General features: G+C 71.8%; 14 protein-coding genes. 3 read left to right on the forward strand and 11 right to left on the reverse strand.

The annotated features are described in order from the left end of the window. Positions 1-5: 5 nt before the first annotated feature. A complete protein-coding gene (gene dxs, locus ACZ7JZ_RS28240) occupies positions 6-1,925 on the forward strand; it encodes a 1-deoxy-D-xylulose-5-phosphate synthase (RefSeq protein ID WP_470944003.1) in 1,920 nt (639 codons plus the stop codon). Positions 1,926-2,100: 175 nt separating this feature from the next. After that, positions 2,101-3,645, forward strand: a complete 1,545-nt coding sequence (locus ACZ7JZ_RS28245) for an amino acid permease (protein WP_470944006.1) — start codon at positions 2,101-2,103, stop codon at positions 3,643-3,645. A gap of 46 nt (positions 3,646-3,691) precedes the next feature. On the opposite strand, the gene ACZ7JZ_RS28250 is transcribed toward ACZ7JZ_RS28245, so the two are convergent. Beyond that, positions 3,692-4,750: an LCP family protein gene (locus ACZ7JZ_RS28250; RefSeq protein ID WP_470944009.1), complete on the reverse strand. Its 1,059-nt coding sequence runs from the start codon at positions 4,748-4,750 to the stop codon at positions 3,692-3,694. 169 nt (positions 4,751-4,919) lie between these two features. Between ACZ7JZ_RS28250 and ACZ7JZ_RS28255 the strand changes: the two genes are divergently transcribed. After that, positions 4,920-6,080, forward strand: a complete 1,161-nt coding sequence (locus ACZ7JZ_RS28255) for a hypothetical protein (RefSeq protein WP_470944012.1) — start codon at positions 4,920-4,922, stop codon at positions 6,078-6,080. Positions 6,081-6,344: 264 nt separating this feature from the next. Here the strand turns inward: ACZ7JZ_RS28255 and ACZ7JZ_RS28260 are convergent, their stop codons facing one another. The 10 genes from ACZ7JZ_RS28260 to ACZ7JZ_RS28305 all read right to left on the reverse strand — a co-directional run bounded on the left by ACZ7JZ_RS28260 (position 6,345) and on the right by ACZ7JZ_RS28305 (position 20,427). Beyond that, positions 6,345-7,946, reverse strand: a complete 1,602-nt coding sequence (locus ACZ7JZ_RS28260; protein ID WP_470944015.1) for a glycosyltransferase — start codon at positions 7,944-7,946, stop codon at positions 6,345-6,347. A 9-nt stretch (positions 7,947-7,955) separates the two neighbouring features. Next, positions 7,956-8,765: an Ig-like domain-containing protein gene (locus ACZ7JZ_RS28265; RefSeq protein WP_470944017.1), complete on the reverse strand. Its 810-nt coding sequence runs from the start codon at positions 8,763-8,765 to the stop codon at positions 7,956-7,958. Beyond that, the gene (locus tag ACZ7JZ_RS28270) at positions 8,762-9,577 is read right to left on the reverse strand and encodes a rhamnogalacturonan acetylesterase (protein ID WP_470944020.1); all 816 of its coding nucleotides are present in this window, start codon (positions 9,575-9,577) and stop codon (positions 8,762-8,764) included. The genes ACZ7JZ_RS28265 and ACZ7JZ_RS28270 overlap by 4 nt, the downstream gene beginning before the upstream one ends. A gap of 78 nt (positions 9,578-9,655) precedes the next feature. Beyond that, positions 9,656-11,158, reverse strand: coding sequence for an SDR family NAD(P)-dependent oxidoreductase (locus tag ACZ7JZ_RS28275; RefSeq protein ID WP_470944022.1), 1,503 nt, complete (start codon positions 11,156-11,158; stop codon positions 9,656-9,658). Positions 11,159-11,221: 63 nt separating this feature from the next. Continuing rightward, positions 11,222-13,216, reverse strand: coding sequence for a hypothetical protein (locus tag ACZ7JZ_RS28280; RefSeq protein ID WP_470944024.1), 1,995 nt, complete (start codon positions 13,214-13,216; stop codon positions 11,222-11,224). Between the two features lie 236 nt (positions 13,217-13,452). Next, on the reverse strand, positions 13,453-14,313 hold the full coding sequence (locus ACZ7JZ_RS28285; RefSeq protein ID WP_470944027.1) for a phage baseplate protein: 861 nt from the start codon (positions 14,311-14,313) through the stop codon (positions 13,453-13,455). A gap of 373 nt (positions 14,314-14,686) precedes the next feature. Further along, positions 14,687-16,825: a 3-hydroxyacyl-CoA dehydrogenase NAD-binding domain-containing protein gene (locus ACZ7JZ_RS28290; protein ID WP_470944029.1), complete on the reverse strand. Its 2,139-nt coding sequence runs from the start codon at positions 16,823-16,825 to the stop codon at positions 14,687-14,689. After that, on the reverse strand, positions 16,822-18,048 hold the full coding sequence (locus ACZ7JZ_RS28295; RefSeq protein ID WP_470944031.1) for an acetyl-CoA C-acyltransferase: 1,227 nt from the start codon (positions 18,046-18,048) through the stop codon (positions 16,822-16,824). The genes ACZ7JZ_RS28290 and ACZ7JZ_RS28295 overlap by 4 nt, the downstream gene beginning before the upstream one ends. 247 nt (positions 18,049-18,295) lie before the next feature. Continuing rightward, the gene (locus ACZ7JZ_RS28300) at positions 18,296-19,636 is read right to left on the reverse strand and encodes an HRDC domain-containing protein (protein ID WP_470944033.1); all 1,341 of its coding nucleotides are present in this window, start codon (positions 19,634-19,636) and stop codon (positions 18,296-18,298) included. A gap of 128 nt (positions 19,637-19,764) precedes the next feature. After that, positions 19,765-20,427 (reverse strand): response regulator transcription factor, encoded by a 663-nt coding sequence (locus ACZ7JZ_RS28305; RefSeq protein WP_030202492.1) that lies wholly within the window; start codon positions 20,425-20,427, stop codon positions 19,765-19,767. Between the last annotated feature and the right edge of the window lie 71 nt (positions 20,428-20,498).

Raw genomic sequence — 20,498 nt, forward strand, 5'->3', positions numbered from 1 at the left:
CACGGGTGCTGCTGACCCGCATCAAGGGACCGCGCGATCTGGACCTGCTCGGCCCGGAGCAGCTGAACCAGCTGGCCGCAGAGATCAGGTCCTTCCTCGTCGACGCGGTCTCCAAGACCGGCGGGCACCTCGGCCCCAACCTCGGCGTCGTCGAACTGACGATCGCCCTGCACCGGGTCTTCGACTCGCCCAAGGACAAGGTCCTCTTCGACACCGGCCACCAGGCCTACGTCCACAAGCTGCTCACCGGCCGCCAGGACTTCTCCAAGCTGCGCTCCAAGGGCGGCCTGTCCGGCTACCCCTCGCGCGCCGAGTCCGAGCACGACGTGATCGAGAACTCGCACGCCTCCACCGTGCTCGGCTGGGCCGACGGCCTCGCCAAGGCGAACCAGGTCCTGAAGAAGGCCGACCACCACGTGGCCGCCGTCATCGGGGACGGCGCGCTCACGGGCGGCATGGCCTGGGAGGCGCTGAACAACATCGCCGCCGCCAAGGACCGCCCGCTCGTCATCGTCGTCAACGACAACGAGCGCTCGTACGGCCCCACCATCGGCGGCCTCGCCGACCACCTGGCCACCCTGCGCACCACGGACGGCTACGAGCGCTTCCTCGCCCGCGGCAAGGACATCCTGGAGCGCACCCCGGTCGTCGGGAAGCCGCTCTACGAGACCCTGCACGGGGCCAAGAAGGGCCTGAAGGACTTCATCGCCCCCCAGGGCATGTTCGAGGACCTCGGACTGAAGTACATCGGCCCCATCGACGGCCACGACATCGAGGCCCTGGAGTCCGCCCTGCAGCGCGCCAAGCGCTTCAGCGGCCCGGTCATCGTCCACTGCCTCACCCAGAAGGGCCGCGGCTACACCCCGGCCCTGGAGCACGAGGCGGACCGCTTCCACGCGGTCGGCGTCATCCACCCGGACACCGGCCTGCCGGTGAAGACGGCCGCCGCGAGCTGGACCTCCGTCTTCGCCGACGAGATGGTCAAGATCGGCCGCGACCGCGAGGACGTGGTCGCCATCACCGCGGCCATGCTCCACCCGGTCGGCCTCAACAAGTTCGCCGAGGCCTACCCGGACCGGATCTACGACGTGGGCATCGCCGAGCAGCACGGCGCGGTCTCCGCCGCCGGCCTGGCCACCGGCGGCCTGCACCCGGTCTTCGCGGTCTACGCCACCTTCCTCAACCGCGCCTTCGACCAGGTCCTCATGGACGTCGCCCTGCACAAGTGCGGGGTCACCTTCGTCCTGGACCGGGCCGGGGTCACCGGTGACGACGGCGCCTCGCACAACGGCATGTGGGACATGTCCGTGCTCCAGTGCGTGCCGACCCTGCGGATCTCCGCCCCGCGCGACGCCGAGCAGCTGCGGATGCAGCTCCGCGAGGCCGTGGCCGTGGAGGACGCCCCGACCGTCGTCCGCTTCTCCAAGGGCGTCGTCGGCCCCGCGGTCCCGGCCGTGGGCCGGATCGGCGGCATGGACCTGCTGCGCACCCCGGCGGCCGAGGTGCTCAAGCCGGACGTGCTCATCGTCTCGGTCGGCGCGCTCGCCCCGATGTGCCTGGAGGTCGCCGACCTCCTCGACAAGCAGGGCATCTCCGCCACCGTGGTCGACCCGCGCTGGGTCAAGCCGGTGGACGAGGCCCTGGCGCCGCTCGCCGAGCGGCACCGGGTGGTCGTCACCGTCGAGGACAACAGCCGGGCCGGCGGCGTCGGCTCCGCGGTCTCGCAGGCCCTGCGGGACGCGGGCGTGGACGTGCCGCTGCGCGACTTCGGCATCCCGGCCCGCTTCCTCGACCACGCGCTCCGCAAGGAGATCCTGGCCGAGATCGGGCTGACCGCCCCGGACATCGCCCGCCAGGTCACCGGCCTGGTAGCCAAGCTCGACGGCCGCTTCGACAGCGAGCCGGCCGAGGCCGCGCGGGACTGAGGCCGCACGCGGCCGGGGCCGCGCGGCGGGGGCCGTACGGGCGGCGGTGATCGCCCCGCGTTGCACGCGACGGGCCGGTTGGTCACCCTGGAAGGGTGGTCCGACCGGCCCATTCGCGTACCCGCCCCGCCAGGGGGCGGAAACCGCGACGTCCACCCCGCGTGGAGGTAATCCGGTGAGCACGCAGCAGGATCGGGGCCCCCAGGGGCCCCCGTCGGGCACCAACGGCCCGTTCCGCACCAAGTCGGTCGAGCAGTCCATCCGCGACACCGAGGAGCCGGAGCACAGCCTCCGCAAATCCCTCTCGGCCTGGGACCTCACGGTCTTCGGCGTCGGAGTGATCATCGGCACCGGCATCTTCGTCCTCACGGGCAAGGTGGCCAAGGAGACCGCCGGACCCGCCACCGCCCTCGCCTTCGTGGCCGCCGGCGTGGTCTGCGCCCTGGCCGCCCTCTGCTACGCCGAGTTCGCCTCCACCGTCCCGGTCGCCGGGTCCGCGTACACCTTCTCGTACGCCTCCCTCGGCGAGCTGCCCGCGTGGATCATCGGCTGGGACCTCGTCCTCGAGTTCACCCTCGGCACGGCGGTGGTCGCCGTCGGCTGGTCGGGGTACGTGCGCTCCCTGATGGACAACGCGGGCTGGCACCTGCCGGACGCCCTCCAGGGCCCCGACGTCGCCGGCGGCACCTTCGACCTGCTGGCCTTCCTGCTGGTCCTGGCGCTGACCGCGATCCTCGTCGTGGGCATGAAGCTGTCCGCCCGGGTCACGGCCGTGGTCGTCGCCATCAAGGTGGCCGTGGTCCTGATGGTCATCGTCGCCGGCCTGTTCTTCGTGAAGGCCGCCAACTACAAGCCGTTCATCCCGCCGGCGCAGAAGCAGGAGGGCGGCTCCGGGCTCGACGCCCCGCTGGTCCAGCTGATCTTCGGCTACGAGCCCACCAACTTCGGCATCATGGGCATCTTCACGGCCGCCTCCGTCGTCTTCTTCGCCTTCATCGGCTTCGACGTGGTCGCCACCGCCGCCGAGGAGACCAAGCGCCCGCAGCGCGACATGCCCCGCGGCATCCTGGGCTCGCTGCTCATCTGCACGGTGCTGTACGTGGCCGTGTCGCTGGTCGTCACGGGCATGCAGCACTACACCGAGCTGTCGACCAGCGCCCCGCTCGCGGACGCCTTCAAATCCGTCGGGCACCCCTTCTTCGCCGGGGCCATCAGCTTCGGCGCGGCCGTGGGCCTGACGACGGTCTGCATGATCCTGCTGCTGGGCCAGACCCGGGTGTTCTTCGCGATGAGCCGCGACGGGCTGCTGCCGCGGTTCTTCTCCAAGACCCACCCGCGGTTCGGGACCCCGTACCGGCCGACCATCCTGCTGGGCGTGGCGATCGCCGTGATCGCCGGGTTCACCAGCATCAACGAGCTCGCGACCCTGGTGAACATCGGCACCCTGTTCGCCTTCGTGGTGGTCGCCCTCGGCGTGATCATCCTGCGGCGCACCCGGCCCGACCTGCACCGGGCCTTCCGCACCCCGCTGGTGCCGTTCATCCCCATCGTGTCCATCGCGGCCTCGGTGTGGCTGATGCTGAACCTGCCCGCAGAGACCTGGGTGCGCTTCGGCCTCTGGATGGCGCTCGGCGTCGTCGTCTACTACCTCTACGGGCGCAAGAACAGCCGCCTGGGCAGGGAGCGCGCACAGGCCGGAGCCCCGCCCGCCACCAGGTGACGGACGGGGCTCCGGGGGGGGCTGGAGTCCGGAGGCGGCCGGCGGCTCAGCCGCCGGTCGCGGGGGACTTCTTGGCGGAGGCCGGGATCGGCGTGTCGTTGCGCACGGCCTCCCACAGCTGCGAGGCCTGCGGCTCGGCGGCGACCACGCGGTTCGGGTCGATCCTGTCGTACGCCACCGGGAGCATGATGGTCTCCATGGTGTTCGCGTCCACGCCCTTCATGCTCTTGGCGAAGTCGGCGAGCGCGGTGAGGGAGCCCAGCTCGGAGTCGGTGGTCAGGGACTTGGTGCCGGCGTCGGCGAGCTTGTAGAGGCGGGCCGGGTTGCCGAGGGCGTTCTGGCTCTTGATCTCGGTCAGCATCGCCAGCATGAACTGCTGCTGGAGGCCGATGCGTCCGAGGTCGCTGCCGTCCTTGTAGCCGTAGCGGGTACGGACGAACTTGAGCGAGTCGGTGCCGTCGAGCTTGTGGGTGCCGGGCTCCAGCTGGAGGCCGCCCTTGCCGCCCTTGATGGGCTCGTCGACGGTGACGGTCACGCCGCCGAGGGCGTCCACCAGGCCCTTGAAACCGGCGAAGTCCACCTCGACGAAGTGGTCGATGCGCACGTTCGACATCTGCTCGACGGTGTTCACCACGCACGCCGGGCCGGCCAGCGTGTAGATGCTGTTGAACATCACGCGCTCCTTGCCGGGCACGGTGCTGCCGTCCTTCTTCCTGCAGTCGGGCCGGGTCACCAGGGTGTCGCGGGGGATGCTCACCGCGGTCGCCTTGGCGCGGCCCTCGGGTATGTGCATCAGCATCGCGGTGTCGGAGCGGGCGGTGCCGCCGACGTCGCCGTGGTCCAGTTCGGCGTTGGCGCCGCTGCGCGAGTCGGAGCCGAGGATCAGGATGTTCTGGGCGCCGGTGGCCACCTTCTTCGGCCGGTTGTCGCCGATGGCCTGGTCCAGGTCCACGCTGTCGAGGTTGCCGTTCAGGTTGCTGTACGCCCACCAGCCGAGGCCGCCGAGGCCGACGAGGAGCACCGCCAGCGACAGCAGGACGATCTTCAGTGCCCGGCGGCCGCGGCTCTTGGGGCGGCGCCGGGAGCGGCCGCTCTGCTGGGTCATGGCTCGTCGGGCCCTTCCGTCGGGACTAGGGTTGGCGTGCGGGCGGAGGGGGCGGTGGAGCGAACCTGAACCTGCCCGGCCGTCTGCCTGAGGATGGTGTGAATAATAGACAGACTTTCGAAGCGTTCGAGAGGCGAGGGTCTGGTCTCCGAGAAAGGCAGCAGGCGTCGTGATCCGTGGCAGAAGCGGCAGTTCCGCGGACTCCAGCGCCCTTCAGGACGGCGGTCCGCAGGACCCGGGGGCTTCCCGGCCGCGCCCGCCGGCCGGGCGGTGGCTCTTCAGGGGCCGTGACGGCCTGCTGGCCGCCTATGCGGGCGGCCACGGCGGTCTCCTGCGCTGGACCGAGGGCGGGGCCCCAGGGGGCGCCTGGAGCGGCCCCGAACTGCTCCCCATACCCGGCTGGTGCGGCGGGGCCCTCGCGATGGCTCAAAACCGCGAGGGATATGTCCACTTCGTCACCGTACGGCGTCCTCCGCAGAACCCGTCCGGCACCCCCGAGATAGCCTTCGCCACCCAGTTCCAGAACCGCCGCGGACTCACCGACTGGCTCAGCCTCGGCACCCCCGCACTCCCCGGCGGACCCGCCGCCGACCCGCTCACCGGACCGCCCGTTGTCGTGGTCAACCCGGTCGCCGGCAGCGTGCACGTCCTCGTCTCCCTGCGGCAGAGCGGCATCCTGCGGCGCAGCCGCAACGCCGACGGCGCCTGGGGCGGCTGGAAGGGCGTCAGCACCACCGCGTACGAGGGCGAACTGGCCGCCGCCATGCCGGAGGGCGGGGTCCTGGAGGTCCTCGCGCAGAACGAACCCGCGGCTTCCGGAGGGGTCGACCGCTGGGTCGGCGTCGCCAAGGGCCGCTTCGAACTCGGCGACCAGGTCGGCACGGCCGTGGTCCCCGGCACGGCGGTGGCCCTGGAGACCGGCCCGAAGCGCACCACGTACTTCTGGCGCTACCCCGGCGACGGGCAGCTCGTCGCCTGGCGGGCGCAGTCGCGCGACGCGCAGGGCGGGCTGATGTCCCTCGGCGGGGCGGGCGGGCGCGGGCCGGTGGGGGCGGCGCGGACCGTGCTCGGGGGCTACGACTGCACGGTGCTGGCGCAGACCGGGGCCGGGGGCGAGGTGGAACTCGCCGCGTACGTCACGGAGAACGAGGGGTACGGGGCGTGGTGGGCGCCGCTGGGGGGGCGGGACGTCCGCTTCCTCCAGGTCGTCGTGGACGGGGCCGGGCGGATCGTCGTGGCCGGCCTGGACGCGGCGGGAACCCTCGTCCTGACCCGCCAGGACCCCGCCCAGGAGGGCCTGACCTTCGGCCCGTGGACCCGGACCACCTGACCGACCGGGTCCGCTGCGCGGGCTCTTCCCCACCCCGCCCCTTCCCGAAGCGGGGGCTCCGCCCCCACACCCCCGCGCCTCAAACTCCCCCAGACTTCGTCCGGGGGGACCCCCTGGCGGGGCTGGAAATTTGCCGCTACGCGGCAAATCCAGCCCGCGCGGCGTTTGAGCGCACCGGGCGCGCAGCGCACGGAACGGGGTCCGGGGCGGAGCCCCGGTTTCGGGAAGGGGCGGGGTGGGGAACAGGCCCCGCGCAGCGGGGGGTTACGCCGTCGGGAGGGGGAGGCGGGAGGAGATCTCCAGGCTCAGGTCGCCCTCCGCGCTGTAGACCGGGGTCGCGACCAGTTCCAGACCCTGGTGCTGCGGATCCGGCGCGATGACGACGGGACGCCGCGAGACGGAGTCGACCTCGGCCCCGGTCCGGCGCCCGAGCCGCACCTCCTGCGTCACCCCCTCGAAGCTGACCGACAGGAACAGGTCCCACACCCCCGGCGTGACCGGCCAGCCGTTCGACGTCTGCCGCAGGTTGACCCGGGTCGAGAACCGCCCCATCGCCCGCGGCTTGCCCTTCGCGTTCAGCAGGGTCTCGTCCCGGCGCGCCGTCACGGAGAACCGCTCCTCCGCCCCCGTCAGCCGGTTGCGCAGCACCACCTTCGTGGCCCGGTCCCGCGTCGAGAGCTGCTCGTAGAACGCGTAGCCCTCCAGCACCAGCAGCGGCGCGTTCCACTGCATCTTCGACAGCTCGTGGGAGACCGTCATCTGCCGCGTGATGTCGAACAGCGCGTCCGGCAGCGGGTTGGCGCCGCTGCGGAAGTGCGGCAGGTTCGTGTAGACCCGGCCGTCCTCCACCGTCTTGGTCGCGACGGGACGGGACTTGTCCGCCTCGTACGCGGCCATCTCGACGGCCTCCTCGAAGCGCCCCGCCGCCAGCAGCGCGAACCGCACGGCCAGCGGCCGCGCCAGCAGGTCCAGCGCCCCCGGCGTGGCGTGCGTGCGCAGCACCTCCGAGGCGGCCCACAGGGCCTGTTCGCGGTCCGAGGGGTCCTGGGAGGCCAGCAGCGCCGGCCCGGTCGGCTTGCCCAGCTCGGCCTCCAGGTGGCGCGAGAGCAGCCAGTCCCGCTGCTCGCCCGCCGGCAGCCGGCCGCCCACCAGGGCCATCATCCGGGCCGCCATGGAGACCCGCTCGGCCAGCGAGACCTTCGCCGCGGCGGACGGGCCCTTCAGCACGCAGGTCTGGTCGGCGACCACGGAGATGTTGTCGGCCGCGATGTACGCCGCGGCCGTGAAGACCTGGTCCTCGCCGATCAGCATGTCCGTGGGGAACTGCAGGCCCTCGCGCTGCACCATGCTGGTGCGGAACAGCTTGTCCGGGGTCAGCGACCAGTACACGCGCGAGGAGTACAGGTCGGTGTGCGCCGAGCTGCGCCGGAACATCGACGTGGCGACGGTGTGCCGCCCGGAGCTCTCCAGCTTGCCCAGGACGACGTCGGCCTCGTTGCGGTCGGCCGCGCCCACCATCCGCTCCAGCGCCTGCGGCGCCAGCCGGTCGGTGCCCTCCAGGAAGATCAGGTACCGCCCGGTGGCCTGGCTCAGCGCCCAGTTGCGGGCCGCGGCCGGGCTCAGCCCGCGCTGCTGCGCACCCGCGCGGATCACCCCGGGGTGCTCGTGGGCCGCGCGCGCGATCCGCGCACCGCTGTCGTCCGTGGAGCCGTCGTCCACGGCGATCAGCTGGAGGCGGTCGAGCCCGATGGACTGCTCCAGCACCGAGACCAGGCAGGCGTCCACGGTCTGGGCGTGGTTGGCGACCCGGACGACGACGGTGACGTCCTTGATGTCGCCGGGGCGTACGGCTGCGGTGTTCATCATCGGCTCGCCCTATCGGCTCTGCGGGTGCACGGACTGCTGCGGCCAGGGCATCTCCCCGGTGAGCTCCGGCCACTCCCAGCGGCGGAACTCCACGGCGCCCGGCCGCTCGGGGAAGGCGCCCGGGATCTGGCCCGGCGCCCCGACGTGCACGTTGACGGGAGCGGTCAGCTTGCCCGCCTCCGGGGTGCCGAGCGTGTACTCGAAGCGGTCGTAGCCGCTGAACCCGGGCTCGGGGGTGTACGTCACCCAGCCGTCCGGGGACAGCCGGGCCTGCCCGTGCCGCGGCCGGGTCACCCCGGCGGCGCTGCTGCCGGGCGGGGCCGCCGCGAGCACGTTGACCGTGCCCTGCGTACCGGGCGAGACGCCCAGGCGCAGCCCGGGCGCGGCCGGCTTGCGCACCGGCAGCGCGGTGTCGGAGAGCTTGCCCGTACGCAGCAGCTTGCGGCCGCTCGCGTCCGGGACGGCCACCATGATCTGGGGGCGCAGCCGCGGGACGGCGGCGGGCTGGCGCACCCGCAGCACCACGATGCCCGTGGCGTTCTCGCCGCGGCCGGCCCGGACCCGGAACCAGCCCTGCTCGGGGAAGTGTTCCAGCCCCTGCACGGCGAGGATCTCGGCGCCCTTGGCGAGCGGGGCCTCCAGCAGGTAGGCGTACCCGCGCGGGGCGCCGCCGTCGGGGGCGACGGACAGCGCCAGCTGCACCTGCTCGCCGGGGGACACCCCCTGCCAGGGGTCGGCCGAGCTGTACAGGGCCGCGTAGACGGCGCCCTGCTCCGGTTCGAGTCCGAGGGCCTGGCCCCGGCACAGCAGGTGGTTCATGCGCCGGACTCCTGGCCGGGGAAGGTGGACACGCGGGACTTGGTGCGGTGGGCGAAGGTGGCGTCGTCGAGCCAGCCCAGCTCGTCGTACGAGAAGCTGCGCCGGTCCAGGTCCCTGGCCCAGTGCGGCGGGATGATCCGCTGCTCGTGGAGGCTGCGGGCCACGAAGCGGGCGCACTCGACGGCGCCCTCGGCGCGTACGTGCACGTTGTCCGCGTCCTGCACGATCGGCTGGAGCGGCTCGCCGGGGCGCAGGTAGGTGAAGGCGTGCTTGGAGTTCTCGGGCCCGAGCTCCTCCCACCACGCGAGGCTCTGGCCGTACAGGTCGACGACCGGCACGTGCTCCTCGCGGGCCAGCTGCCGCATCGCGAGGGGGTAGTCGCCCAGGAAGCGGGCCACGTTGCCGTGCCGGTCCACGCGCCGCCGCTCGAAGGGCAGCAGGATCACGGGGTGGCCCTGGGCCTCGCGGACCCCGGTGACGTACGCCCGCATGTGCTCCGTGAAGGTGGTGAAGGGCTTGGTGTGCAGACCCGGGTCCGGCTTCCAGTCGATCTGGCCGAAGCCGAAGACCAGGTAGTCGCCGGGGGACATGTTCTCCAGGATCCACTGGAGCCGGCCGCGCTCCCGGAAGCTCTTCGAACTGGCCCGTGCGCGGGCGCAGTTGACCACTTCCACCGCATCGCTCAGGAAGAGCGGCAGGGCCTGGGCCCAGCCCGCCATCGGCAGGTGGCTCGCCGGGCGGGTGACCGCGGTGGAGTCACCGGCCACGAAGATCCGGGCCTGCCCCGAAGGCTGCTCGGGTGCGTACGTCATGCCTCTCCCTGTCCTGTGAGCGGAACTCGCCGGTGCGGGGCCAGGGCACGCGCGCGCCCGGACCCCGCACCGGAGGGCCTACAGCTCCTGGTGCTCCGTGCGGCTCAGCACGGAGGCGATGGCCTGCTCGAAGCCCGAGCGCTGGGCGGCGACCGCCGTCGGGTCCTGCTGGCGCACGTCGATCACGTGGCCGGTCATCTCGGACAGCAGCACGTCCAGCGAGCTGCGCGCCACGGTCTCGGAGGACAGAAGCGAGCCCTCGGGCTCCTGGCCGAAGGCCTTGGTGCGCATCGGGGTGGCGGTGCGCTCCGGGTTGATGCAGTTGACGCGGACGCGGTCGCCCGCCCACTCGTCGGCCAGCGCCTGGGTCAGGTTGACCATGGCGGCCTTGGTGGAGGAGTACAGGCTGTAGTCCGCGCGGCCGCGGGTGTAGCTGCTGGAGGTGAACAGCAGCAGCTGGCCGTTGGTCTCGCTCAGGTACTTGAACGCGGAGCGGGCGATGTTCACGGGCGCGAGGTAGTTGACCTCCAGCGCCTCGCGGATCGCGTCGTTGTCGGTCTCCGCGAGCCGGCCGACGCGCAGGATGCCCGCGGTGTTGACGACGAAGTCCACCCGCCCGGTCTCGGCGTACGCCTTGGCGAAGGCCTCGTCGACGTGGTCCGGGTTCTGGACGTGCGTACCGGTGGTGGAGCGGCCCAGGGCGTAGACGCGGGCGCCGTAGCCCTCGGCTATCTGCGCGATGTCGGCGCCGATGCCGTACGAGCCGCCGAAGACCAGCATGGTCTTGCCGGCCAGCTGCTCGCGGTAGTACTCGTCCCCGGCCTGGTCGGGCGCGAGGGAGGAGGCGAGCTGGAACAGCTTGTCGGCGATGAACACGTCGACGGGCTGGGTGACCTTCATGTTGTACTCGTCGCCCATGACCACGTGGACCGGGACGTCGGGCAGGTAGCGCACCACGACCGAGCAGTCGTCGGTGGCCTGGAAGGCCGGGTCCGCGCCCGCGAGCTCGTACGCGCGGCGGATCGTCGACAGCCAGAAGCCCTGCGGGGTCTGGCCGCGGCGCAGCCGGGAGCGGTCCGGGACCTCGGTGATGAACTCGCCGTCGTCGCCGTGGGTGCGGGTGACGATGACCGTGTCGGAGGACGGGATCGCCACGTCGACCGCCTGGTAGCGGTCCAGCGCGTCCACGCACTCCTTGACCACGCGCTGCGACAGCAGCGGGCGCACGGCGTCGTGGAAGAGGAGGTTGCAGTCCTCGTCCGCGCCGAGGGTCTCGGCGATCGCGCGGATGGCGATGTTGGTGGTCTCGCTGCGGGTGGAGCCGCCGGCCAGCACCCGGGAGACCTTCTTGAGCCCGGCGCGGGCGACGATCTTCTCGGCCTCGCCGGTGTACGCCGGGGTCATCAGGACGATCACGTCGTCGATGTCCGGGGCGTGCTCGAAGATGTGCAGCGTGTGCTCGAGGATCGGCTTGCCCGCGATCTTCAGAAGCTGCTTCGGGATCTCGAGTCCGATGCGCTGCCCGGTGCCACCTGCGAGGACGACGGCGACGGTACGGCGTCGGGTTGCACTGTGGGACAAGGTCTCCTGCTTCCTTAGATGTGATGGGGGTTCCGCAAGGGGAGCGGCTGGGAGGGGGAACTCCTAGGCCGGGAGGGCCGGGAGTTCCGGGTACTCGATGGGGAAATCCTGGAGTCCGCGCCGGTAGAGGTCGTTCGCCGCGTTGTTGAAACGGACGGTGGACGGCGGGAAATCCTTGCCGAGGAGATATTCCTTCAGCTGCTCGCGGTAGTGCGCCATCACGTCGTTCTCGGGGAACAGCATCGCGTCGATCGCCTCGTCCAGACCGTTGCAGTCCGCGTCGAGGAGGTACGAGGCGTATGCCGTGCGCTGCTCGTTCCGGAAATCGGTGTCGGGCAGCCCTTCGAGGTTGAAGATGGCGTACGGCTTGCGGGTGGCGACGAAGTCGGAGACGACGCTCGACATGTCGCCGATCAGCAGATCGGAGTGGTTGAAGCAGTCGTACAGGGCGGGGATCCGCTCGGTGACGACGTGGTGGGCCTCGTCCGGAAGTGCTTCCCAGTACAGGGCTCCGGCCTGGTTGCGGCTGCCGCGGATGCGCGCGGTGCGCTCCTCCTCGGACAGGTCCGGGTACTTCGAGCGGACGCCGCGCTCGGACAGCTCGGCGATCCGCTTGTCGATGCGGGCCAGCTTGCGGGCCGCGGTCTTGGAGTCGGCGATGTTGCGCCCGAAGCGGTTCGCGTTGTCCTCGTTGAGCAGCGCGATGATGCGCCGGTGCGCCGCGGCGGCGGCGGGGGAGCGGGTGCCGGTCAGCGGGTGGGGCTTGTAGATGATGCGGATCTGCTGCTTGTGGTCGAGCAGGGTGTTGATCAGCTTCTCGCCCGCCGGGATGACGGAGGTGTAGCAGGCGTCGTCGGTCCAGCCCTCCCAGGTGGGGGCGTAGATGACCGTCGGGACCTTGTTGGAGACCTTGCCGGTCCAGTGGTGCAGGGTCATCAGCTGGGGGCGGCCGACCTCGACGATCTGCCGCGGGGTGACCGCGTGCTTGATGCGCTCGTAGCGGTCGCGCCCGGCCCGGCCGGCCACCCAGATCTCGTCGAAGACCTTGCTGACGCGGTTGGAGCTGGCGAGCTTGTCGCTGTCGCCGTGGCCGATGAAGACGTGCTTGACCTCGGCGCGCTGGAGCATGTGCACGTTCTTGCCGGCGTTGCCCGGGTACAGGGCCACGCGCAGCTCCGGCATCTCGACCCGGGCCAGGTTGTCGGCCTTGGGTACGCAGATGACGGGGACGGAGGTCGCGTCCAGGTAGCGCAGGGTGGCCCGCTCGCGGAGCACGATGATGGGCCGCAGGTCCAGCGCCTCCAGGGCCTCCAGCCACATGTTCACCTGGTACATGAAGTCTTTGGAGATGGCGGCGAAGGTGAAGTAGAGGGCGACCTGGGGCCGGTAGATGTCCAGCTGGCGGTTGAGCTCTTCGAGGGCCTCGTCGCCGGTGGGCAGGAACAGGGCGTTCCAGGCGCCGGGCAGCAGGACGAGCACGGCCACGAAGGCGATCCACACGGTGGCGATGGACCCGAAGGTCACGTACCGCCAGTCGTCCGTGGCGATGGTGCCGAGGGCGCCCGCGACCAGTGGGACGTCCAGGTGCAGCATCTTGCGGACGTGCTTCTCCATGAGGAACGGGTGCGGCATGCGGCGGATGCCGAGCAGCTCCATGTCCAGCCCGCGGGTGGTGTACGGCAGCTCGGCGCGCTTGGAGCGGACCCGCTTGAGGATGGCGCCGTACGTCAGCTGCAGGACGAAGAGCAGCAGCAGGCCGAGCGAGGCCATCTTGGCGACGAAGGAGTCGAGGACGGCGATCGAGCCGCACAGCGCCAGCAGCAGGAACTGCCGGATGAGGAAGCGCATCGTCAGGCCGAAGCGCGAGTCGCGCAGCCGGTCGAGCGTGGAGGACTCGGCGCTGTGCAGCATCAGGTCGGCGCCGTAGCTGACCGCCGCCGAGTAGACGAAGATCGGCAGCGAGGCCATGGCCACCGCGGCCATCATGCCCAGGAAGCTGAGCACCAGGGCGCAAGAGATGAGAACACCGAGCGCTGCCTGCCGGCTTTGCCTGCCCATGCGGCCGGGCCTCCTGCTGTAAGGATCTTGTTAAGTGCCGCAGTAGTATAGGCATCAAAGTCGCCCCCGCTGAACCGCCGAATAGCGGCCGGGGAAACGTCCGGCAAACGGGGATGGCCGCCGGTAATCGAGACCTGACCCGTGTGTGATCTGCCCGTAGCAAAAGGTGACGCTCCGTGTCCGCTCGGCTACGGTCGGCCGATGCGATAGCGGAATGCCCCCTTCGGTTCCCGGCTTCAGTGTGTGAAGCGATACACAGCCAGTTTTCTGCGGTCCCCGTCCTTCACGGAGAAGCCGATGCACAGCTGCGGGCGCCCCGTGAGGCTCACCGCGATTCCCTCGGGCTCCCGGAACTCCAGGTCCGGGGCGGCCGTCACCAGCCGCCGCCCGGCCCGCCGGCCGGTGCGCAGGTCGATGGCCGAGACGTAGGTGTTGCCGCCGCCGGAGGGCGGGTTCTCCCCCTCCTCGTCCGTGTAGGGGCTGCCGGTCAGCCGGTAGATGTAGTCCCCGTACAGCGCGCAGCCCTGGAAGGACTCGCCCTCGCGCTGGTAGACGTCCGCGAGCTCGTACAGCGGCCCGTGGCCGCCCTTGCGGAACTTGTCCATACGGTAGACGGCGTAGCGCTGTTCGCCCTGCTCACGGTGGCTCACCAGCACGCGGCCGCGCTCCAGGTCGAGGGCGGGGTGGGTGACGAGCGCCCCGGGCAGGGGGACCTGGTGGCGCACGTCGGGGTGCGCGGAGTCGAGGACGGCGCCGTCCTTGAAGGGCACGCGGGTCACCGTGCGGCCGTACCCGGTGCGGCCCGTGGCCTCGCCCTCGACCCACAGGTACGTCTTGCGGCCCGCGGGCTCCACGCCCAGCGAGATGCCGTGGCCGAATCCGCGCAGGTACATGTAGCCGAGGATCTCCCCGGCGCGGTTGAGGCGCGTGACGCACATGTCGCCGTTCCTGCGGCGCTCGGCGGTGGAGAGTTTATCCGCCTCTCCGCGGAGTTCTATTCCGCCCTGGACCAGCTGGAGCGCGTAGACGAAACCGTTCAGGTCGTCGAATGCAAAGGACTGCGGGCCGGTTTTGTTGTAGAGCGCAGTGGGCGGCATGAATTCCGATGCCTTCGAAATGTCGAATTCACCGGCACGCGAGCCGGAATCGTCCGCGCGGTCCTTTCCGCCGTCCTTTTCCGGGTTTTCCGCCGGATCCTGGAGGGCGAGGGTCAGGAGGGAACCCCCGGCCATGCCGGCGAGAGCGGAGCCGCCCGCCAGAAGCAGGCTCCGGCGGCTCGGTCGGGATATTCCGGTGCGGGCGGTGCGGGAACTCATGGCTGACATTCTGTCACCCTTCCCGCAATGCTCGCGGACCGCCCCCGGCCCCGCGGCGGCCGCCCCGCCCGGCCCCCGCAACGGCCGCTGCCCGCCCCCGGAGGACCGGGGACGGGCAGCGGTGCGGCTGTGCGCGGGCGCGCAGGCGTACGGACTAGGCCGGGACGCTCGCGAGGCCGGGGGCGAGGAACTTCTTGCCGTTCACCCGCTCCGAGACGCCCTCACGGTCCAGGTACGGCGTGATGCCGCCCAGGTGGAAGGGCCAGCCGGCGCCCGTGATCAGGCAGAGGTCGATGTCCTGGGCCTCGGCCACGACACCCTCCTCCAGCATCAGGCCGATCTCCTGGGCCACCGCGTCGAGGACGCGGTCGCGGACCTGCTCCTCGGTCAGGACGGAGTCGCCCTGCACCAGGAGGGCGGCGACCTCGGGGTCCAGCTCCGGCTTGAAGCCGTTCTCCGGCTTGTAGACGTAGAAGCCGCGCTTGCCGGCCTCGACGACCCGCTTCAGGTTGGGGGAGACGGTGAAGCGCTCCGGGAAGGCGCGGTTCAGGGTCTCGGAGACGTGCAGGCCGATCGCCGGACCGACGAGCTCCAGCAGCACCAGCGGCGACATCGGCAGGCCGAGCGGCTCGACGGCCTTCTCGGCCGTCCCGACCGGGGTGCCCTCGTCGATGACGTTCTGGATCTCGCCCATGAAGCGGGTCAGGATGCGGTTCACGACGAACGCCGGGGCGTCCTTGGTGAGGACCGCGGTCTTCTTCAGCTTCTTCGCCACGCCGAAGGCCGTGGCCAGCGAGGCCTCGTCCGTCTGCTCGCCGCGGACGATCTCCAGCAGCGGGAGGACCGCGACCGGGTTGAAGAAGTGGAAGCCGACCACGCGCTCGGGGTGCCGGAGCTTCGAGGCCATCTCCGACACCGACAGCGAGGAGGTGTTGGTGGCGAGGACCGCGTGCGCCGGGGCGACCGCCTCGACCTCCGCGAACACCTTCTGCTTGACGGACATCTCCTCGAACACGGCCTCGATGATGAAGTCCGCGTCCGCGAAGCCCTCGGCCTTGTCGAGCACGCCGGTCACCAGGGCCTTGAGGCGGTTGGCCTTGTCCTGGTTGATGCGGCCCTTGCCGAGCAGCTTGTCGATCTCGGCGTGGACGTAGCCCACGCCCTTGTCCACGCGCTCCTGGTCGATGTCGGTGAGGACCACCGGCACCTCCAGGCGGCGCAGGAACAGCAGCGCCAGCTGCGAGGCCATCAGGCCCGCGCCGACCACGCCGACCTTGGTGACCGGGCGGGCCAGGGACTTGTCCGGGGCGCCGGCCGGGCGCTTGCCGCGCTTCTGGACCAGGTTGAACGCGTAGATCCCGGCGCGCAGCTCGCCGCCCATGATCAGGTCGGCCAGCGCCGCGTCCTCGGCGTCGAAGCCGGCCTGCAGGTCGCCGTCCTTTGCCGCCGCGATGATGTCCAGGGCGCGGTACGCCGCCGGAGCCGCGCCGTGCACCTTGGAGTCCGCGACGGCGCGGCCCTTGGCCACGGCCGCGTCCCAGCCCTCGCCGCGGTCGATCTCGGCCCGGACGACCTCGGTCGCGCCGGTGAGCACGCGGGCGGTCCACAGCAGGGACTGCTCCAGGAAGTCCGCGCCCTCGAAGATCGCGTCGGCGATCCCGAGCTCGAAGACCTGCTTGCCCTTGAGCTGGCGGTTCTGGTTGAGCGAGTTCTCGATGATCACCGAGATCGCGCGCTCGGCGCCGATCAGGTTCGGCAGGATCGCGCAGCCGCCCCAGCCGGGCACCAGGCCGAGGAAGACCTCGGGCAGCGAGAAGGCCGGGATGGCCTTCGAGACGGTGCGGTACGTGCAGTGGAGGCCGACCTCGACACCGCCGCCCATCGCCGCGCCGTTGTAGTAGGCGAAGGTGGGGACGGCCAGCGCCGACAGGCGCTTGAACACGTCGTGGCCGCCCTTGCCGATGGCGAGGGCCTCCTCGTGCGCCTTCAGCAGCTCGACGCCCTTGAGGTCGGCGCCGACGGCGAAGATGAACGGCTTGCCGGTCAGGCCGACGCCGGTGATCGCACCCTCGGCGGCCTCCTTCTCGACCTGGTCGACGGCGGCGTTCAGGTTCGCCAGCGACTGGGGGCCGAAGGTGGTCGGCTTGGTGTGGTCGAAGCCGTTGTCCAGCGTGATGAGCGCGAAGCGCCCGGCGCCGTACGGCAGGTCGAGGTGGCGGACGTGCGCCTGCGTGACGACCTCGTCCGGGAACAGCTCGGCCGCGCCCTTCAGGAGCTCAGCGGTGGTGCTCACTTGGCGTCTCCCTCGGCGGTGAAGTGCGGGTTCTCCCAGATGACCGTCGCGCCCATGCCGAAGCCGACGCACATGGTGGTCAGGCCGTAGCGGACGTGCGGCTGCTCCTCGAACTGGCGGGCCAGCTGCGTCATCAGGCGGACGCCGGAGGAGGCGAGCGGGTGGCCGAAGGCGATGGCGCCGCCGTACTGGTTCACGCGGGCGTCGTCGTCGGCGATGCCGTAGTGCTCCAGGAAGGCGAGGACCTGGACCGCGAAGGCCTCGTTGACCTCGAAGAGGCCGATGTCCGAGATCGACAGGCCGGCCTGGGCCAGGGCCTTCTCCGTGGCCGGGATCGGGCCGTAGCCCATCACCTCGGGCTCGACGCCGGCGAAGGCGTACGAGACCAGGCGCATCTTGACCGGCAGGTTGTTCTCGCGGGCGAAGTCCTCGGACGCGATGAGGGCGGCCGTGGCGCCGTCGTTGAGACCGGCGGCGTTGCCCGCGGTGACCCGGCCGTGGACGCGGAACGGCGTCTTCAGACCGGACAGGTTCTCCAGCGTGGTGCCCGGGCGCATCGGCTCGTCGGAGGTGACGAGGCCCCAGCCGGTCTCGCCCGCCTCGGGGTTGGTGCGGCGCACCGAGATCGGGACCAGGTCCTGCTGGATCTTGCCGTCGGCGTACGCCTTGGCGGCCTTCTCCTGCGAGCGCACGGCGTACTCGTCGGCGCGGAGCTTGGTGATCGCCGGGTAGCGGTCGTGCAGGTTCTCGGCGGTCATGCCCATGAACAGGGCGGACTCGTCGACCAGCTTCTCGGAGACGAAGCGCGGGTTCGGGTCCACGCCCTCGCCCATGGGGTGGCGGCCCATGTGCTCGACACCGCCGGCGACGGCGACGTCGTACGCACCGAAGGCCACGCCGCCCGCGACGGCGGTCACGGCGGTCAGCGCGCCGGCGCACATGCGGTCGATGGAGTAGCCCGGGACGGACTGCGGCAGACCCGCGAGGATGCCGGCCGTGCGGCCCAGCGTCAGGCCCTGGTCGCCGATCTGCGTGGTCGCGGCGATGGCGACCTCGTCGATCTTCTTGGGGTCGAGGTCCGGGTTGCGGCGCAGCAGCTCCCGGATCGCCTTCACGACGAGGTCGTCGGCGCGGGTCTCGTGGTAGATGCCCTTCGGGCCCGCCTTGCCGAACGGGGTGCGGACGCCGTCGACGAAGACGACGTCCCTGACGGTACGAGGCACGATGGCTCTCCTCCAGGGTGCGGGGTGGCACTGCTGCGCGAGCTCGCGCGCCCATCGGCTGAGCGCGCGCTCACCCCGCCATGCTACTTGCGGGTAACCAATGTGCACACCCCCTCCGGCAGGAGCGGTGAAGGTCACACCGCCCGCGGCCCGGGATCCGCCGCGCGGCTGCCCCGGAAACGGGGAAGGGGGCGGGCCCCCGCCCGGACCGGGAGGGGACCCGCCCCCGGAGGGCGGCGGGCGGCCGTCAGAGCGCCGCGGCGGTCAGCGCACCGACCAGCACCGGGGTGACCTGCTCGATCTGCCAGGGCCGGGCGCCGTGGGCGGCCAGGGCCTCGGCCACGGTCCCGGAGTCCACCCGGGCAGGGGGCTCCCAGCACAGCCGGCGGACGGTGTCCGGGGTGATCAGATTCTCCTGCGGCAGGTTCAGCCGCTCGGCGAGCTCCGTGACGGCCGTGCGGGCCGCGGACAGCCGTGCCGCGGCCACCGGGTCCTTGTCCGCCCAGGAGCGCGGCGGGGGCGGTCCGGCCGGACCGGCGCCGGGCAGCGGCAGCTCGCTCTCGGGCAGGGCCTTGGCCCGGTCCACGGCCGCCATCCACTGGTCGAGCTGGCGCCGGCCCATCCGCTGCCCGTACCCGGGCAGGGCGGACAGGGCGTGCACGTTGACGGGCAGGGCGAGGGCCGCCTCCACGATGGCGGCGTCGCCCAGCACCTTGCCGGGGGAGACGTCCCGGCGCTGCGCGATCCGGTCGCGGGCGGTCCACAGCTCGCGGACCACGGCCAGCTGGCGGCGGCGGCGCACCTTGTGCATCCCGGAGGTGCGGCGCCAGGGGTCCTTGCGCGGCGGGGCGGGCGGGGCCGAGGCGATGGCGTCGAACTCCTGGCGGGCCCAGTCGAGCTTGCCCTGCCGCTCCAGCTCCTCCTCCAGCGCGTCGCGCAGGTCGACCAGGAGCTCCACGTCCAGCGCGGCGTACCGCAGCCAGGGCTCGGGCAGCGGGCGGGTGGACCAGTCGACGGCCGAGTGCCCCTTCTCCAGGGCGTATCCGAGCACGCCCTCGACCATCGCGCCCAGGCCGACCCGCGGGAAGCCCGCCAGCCGGCCGGCGAGCTCGGTGTCGAAGAGGGAGGTGGGGACCATGCCTATTTCGCGCAGGCACGGCAGGTCCTGGGTCGCGGCGTGCAGGATCCACTCGGTGCCGGACAGGGCCTCGCCGAGGGCCGACAGGTCCGGGCAGCCGACCGGGTCGATCAGCGCGGACCCGGCGCCCTCGCGGCGCAGCTGCACCAGGTAGGCGCGCTGGCCGTAGCGGTAGCCGGAGGCCCGCTCGGCGTCCACGGCCACCGGTCCGGTGCCCGCGGCGAAGGCGGCGACGACGGCGGCGAGGGCCTCCTCGTCGGCGACCACCGGCGGGATGCCCTCGCGGGGTTCGAGCAGGGGGATCGGGGCCGGGGCGGATTCCGGAGCCGGATTCGACGTCTGCGCCCGCGGCGCGCTCGGCAGCCCATCGGACTGAACAACGACGTCGTCCGGGGGGCCGCCCCCGGTGGTGGTGCGCAGTTCTGCTGCGGTCTCTTGGGCGTCGGTCACCTGTCAAGGGTATCCGCGGAAACGCCGCGCCCGTCGCCGGAACGTTCCGTCGACGGGCGCGATCGCTATGAGGGGTGGTTCGGGGGCGGCCCGGGGAGGGCCGGTGCCGCCCCGGACCGGTCCCGGGGTCAGTGGATGATCCCGGTGCGCAGGGCGACCGCCACCATGCCGGCGCGGTCGCCCGTGCCCAGCTTGCGGGCGATCCGGGCGAGGTGGGACTTGACGGTGAGGGCGGACAGGCCCATCGAGACGCCGATGGCCTTGTTGGACTGGCCCTCGGCCACGAGGCGCAGGACCTCGACCTCGCGGCCGGAGAGCTCGCGGTAGCCGCCCGGGTGGCTCGGGGCACCCGGGGGGCGGCGGTGCATCCGGGCGGCGGCCGAGCCGATGGGCGCGGCGCCGGGCCGGGTGGGCAGGCCGATGTTGGTGCGCGTACCGGTGACGACGTAGCCCTTGACCCCGCCGGCGAGGGCGTTGCGGACCGCGCCGATGTCGTCGGCGGCGGACAGGGCCAGGCCGTTCGGCCAGCCCGCAGCGCGGGTCTCGGACAGCAGGGTGAGGCCGGAGCCGTCGGGCAGGTGTACGTCGGCCACGCAGATGTCGCGCGGGCTGCCGACGCGGGGACGGGCCTCCGCGATGGACGACGCCTCGATCACGTCGCGGACTCCGAGGGCCCACAGATGGCGGGTCACGGTGGAACGGACGCGCGGGTCGGCCACGACGACCATGGCCGTCGGCTTGTTCGGGCGGTAGGCGACCAGGCTTGCGGGCTGCTCGAGAAGAACGGACACCTAGGCCTCCTGGGGGAGTGGCGGGACGGCCGGCTCGGGGAAGAGAAGCCGGTGCGAACCGTGCGGATGGT

The organism is Streptomyces sp. NPDC038213 (assembly GCF_055600495.1).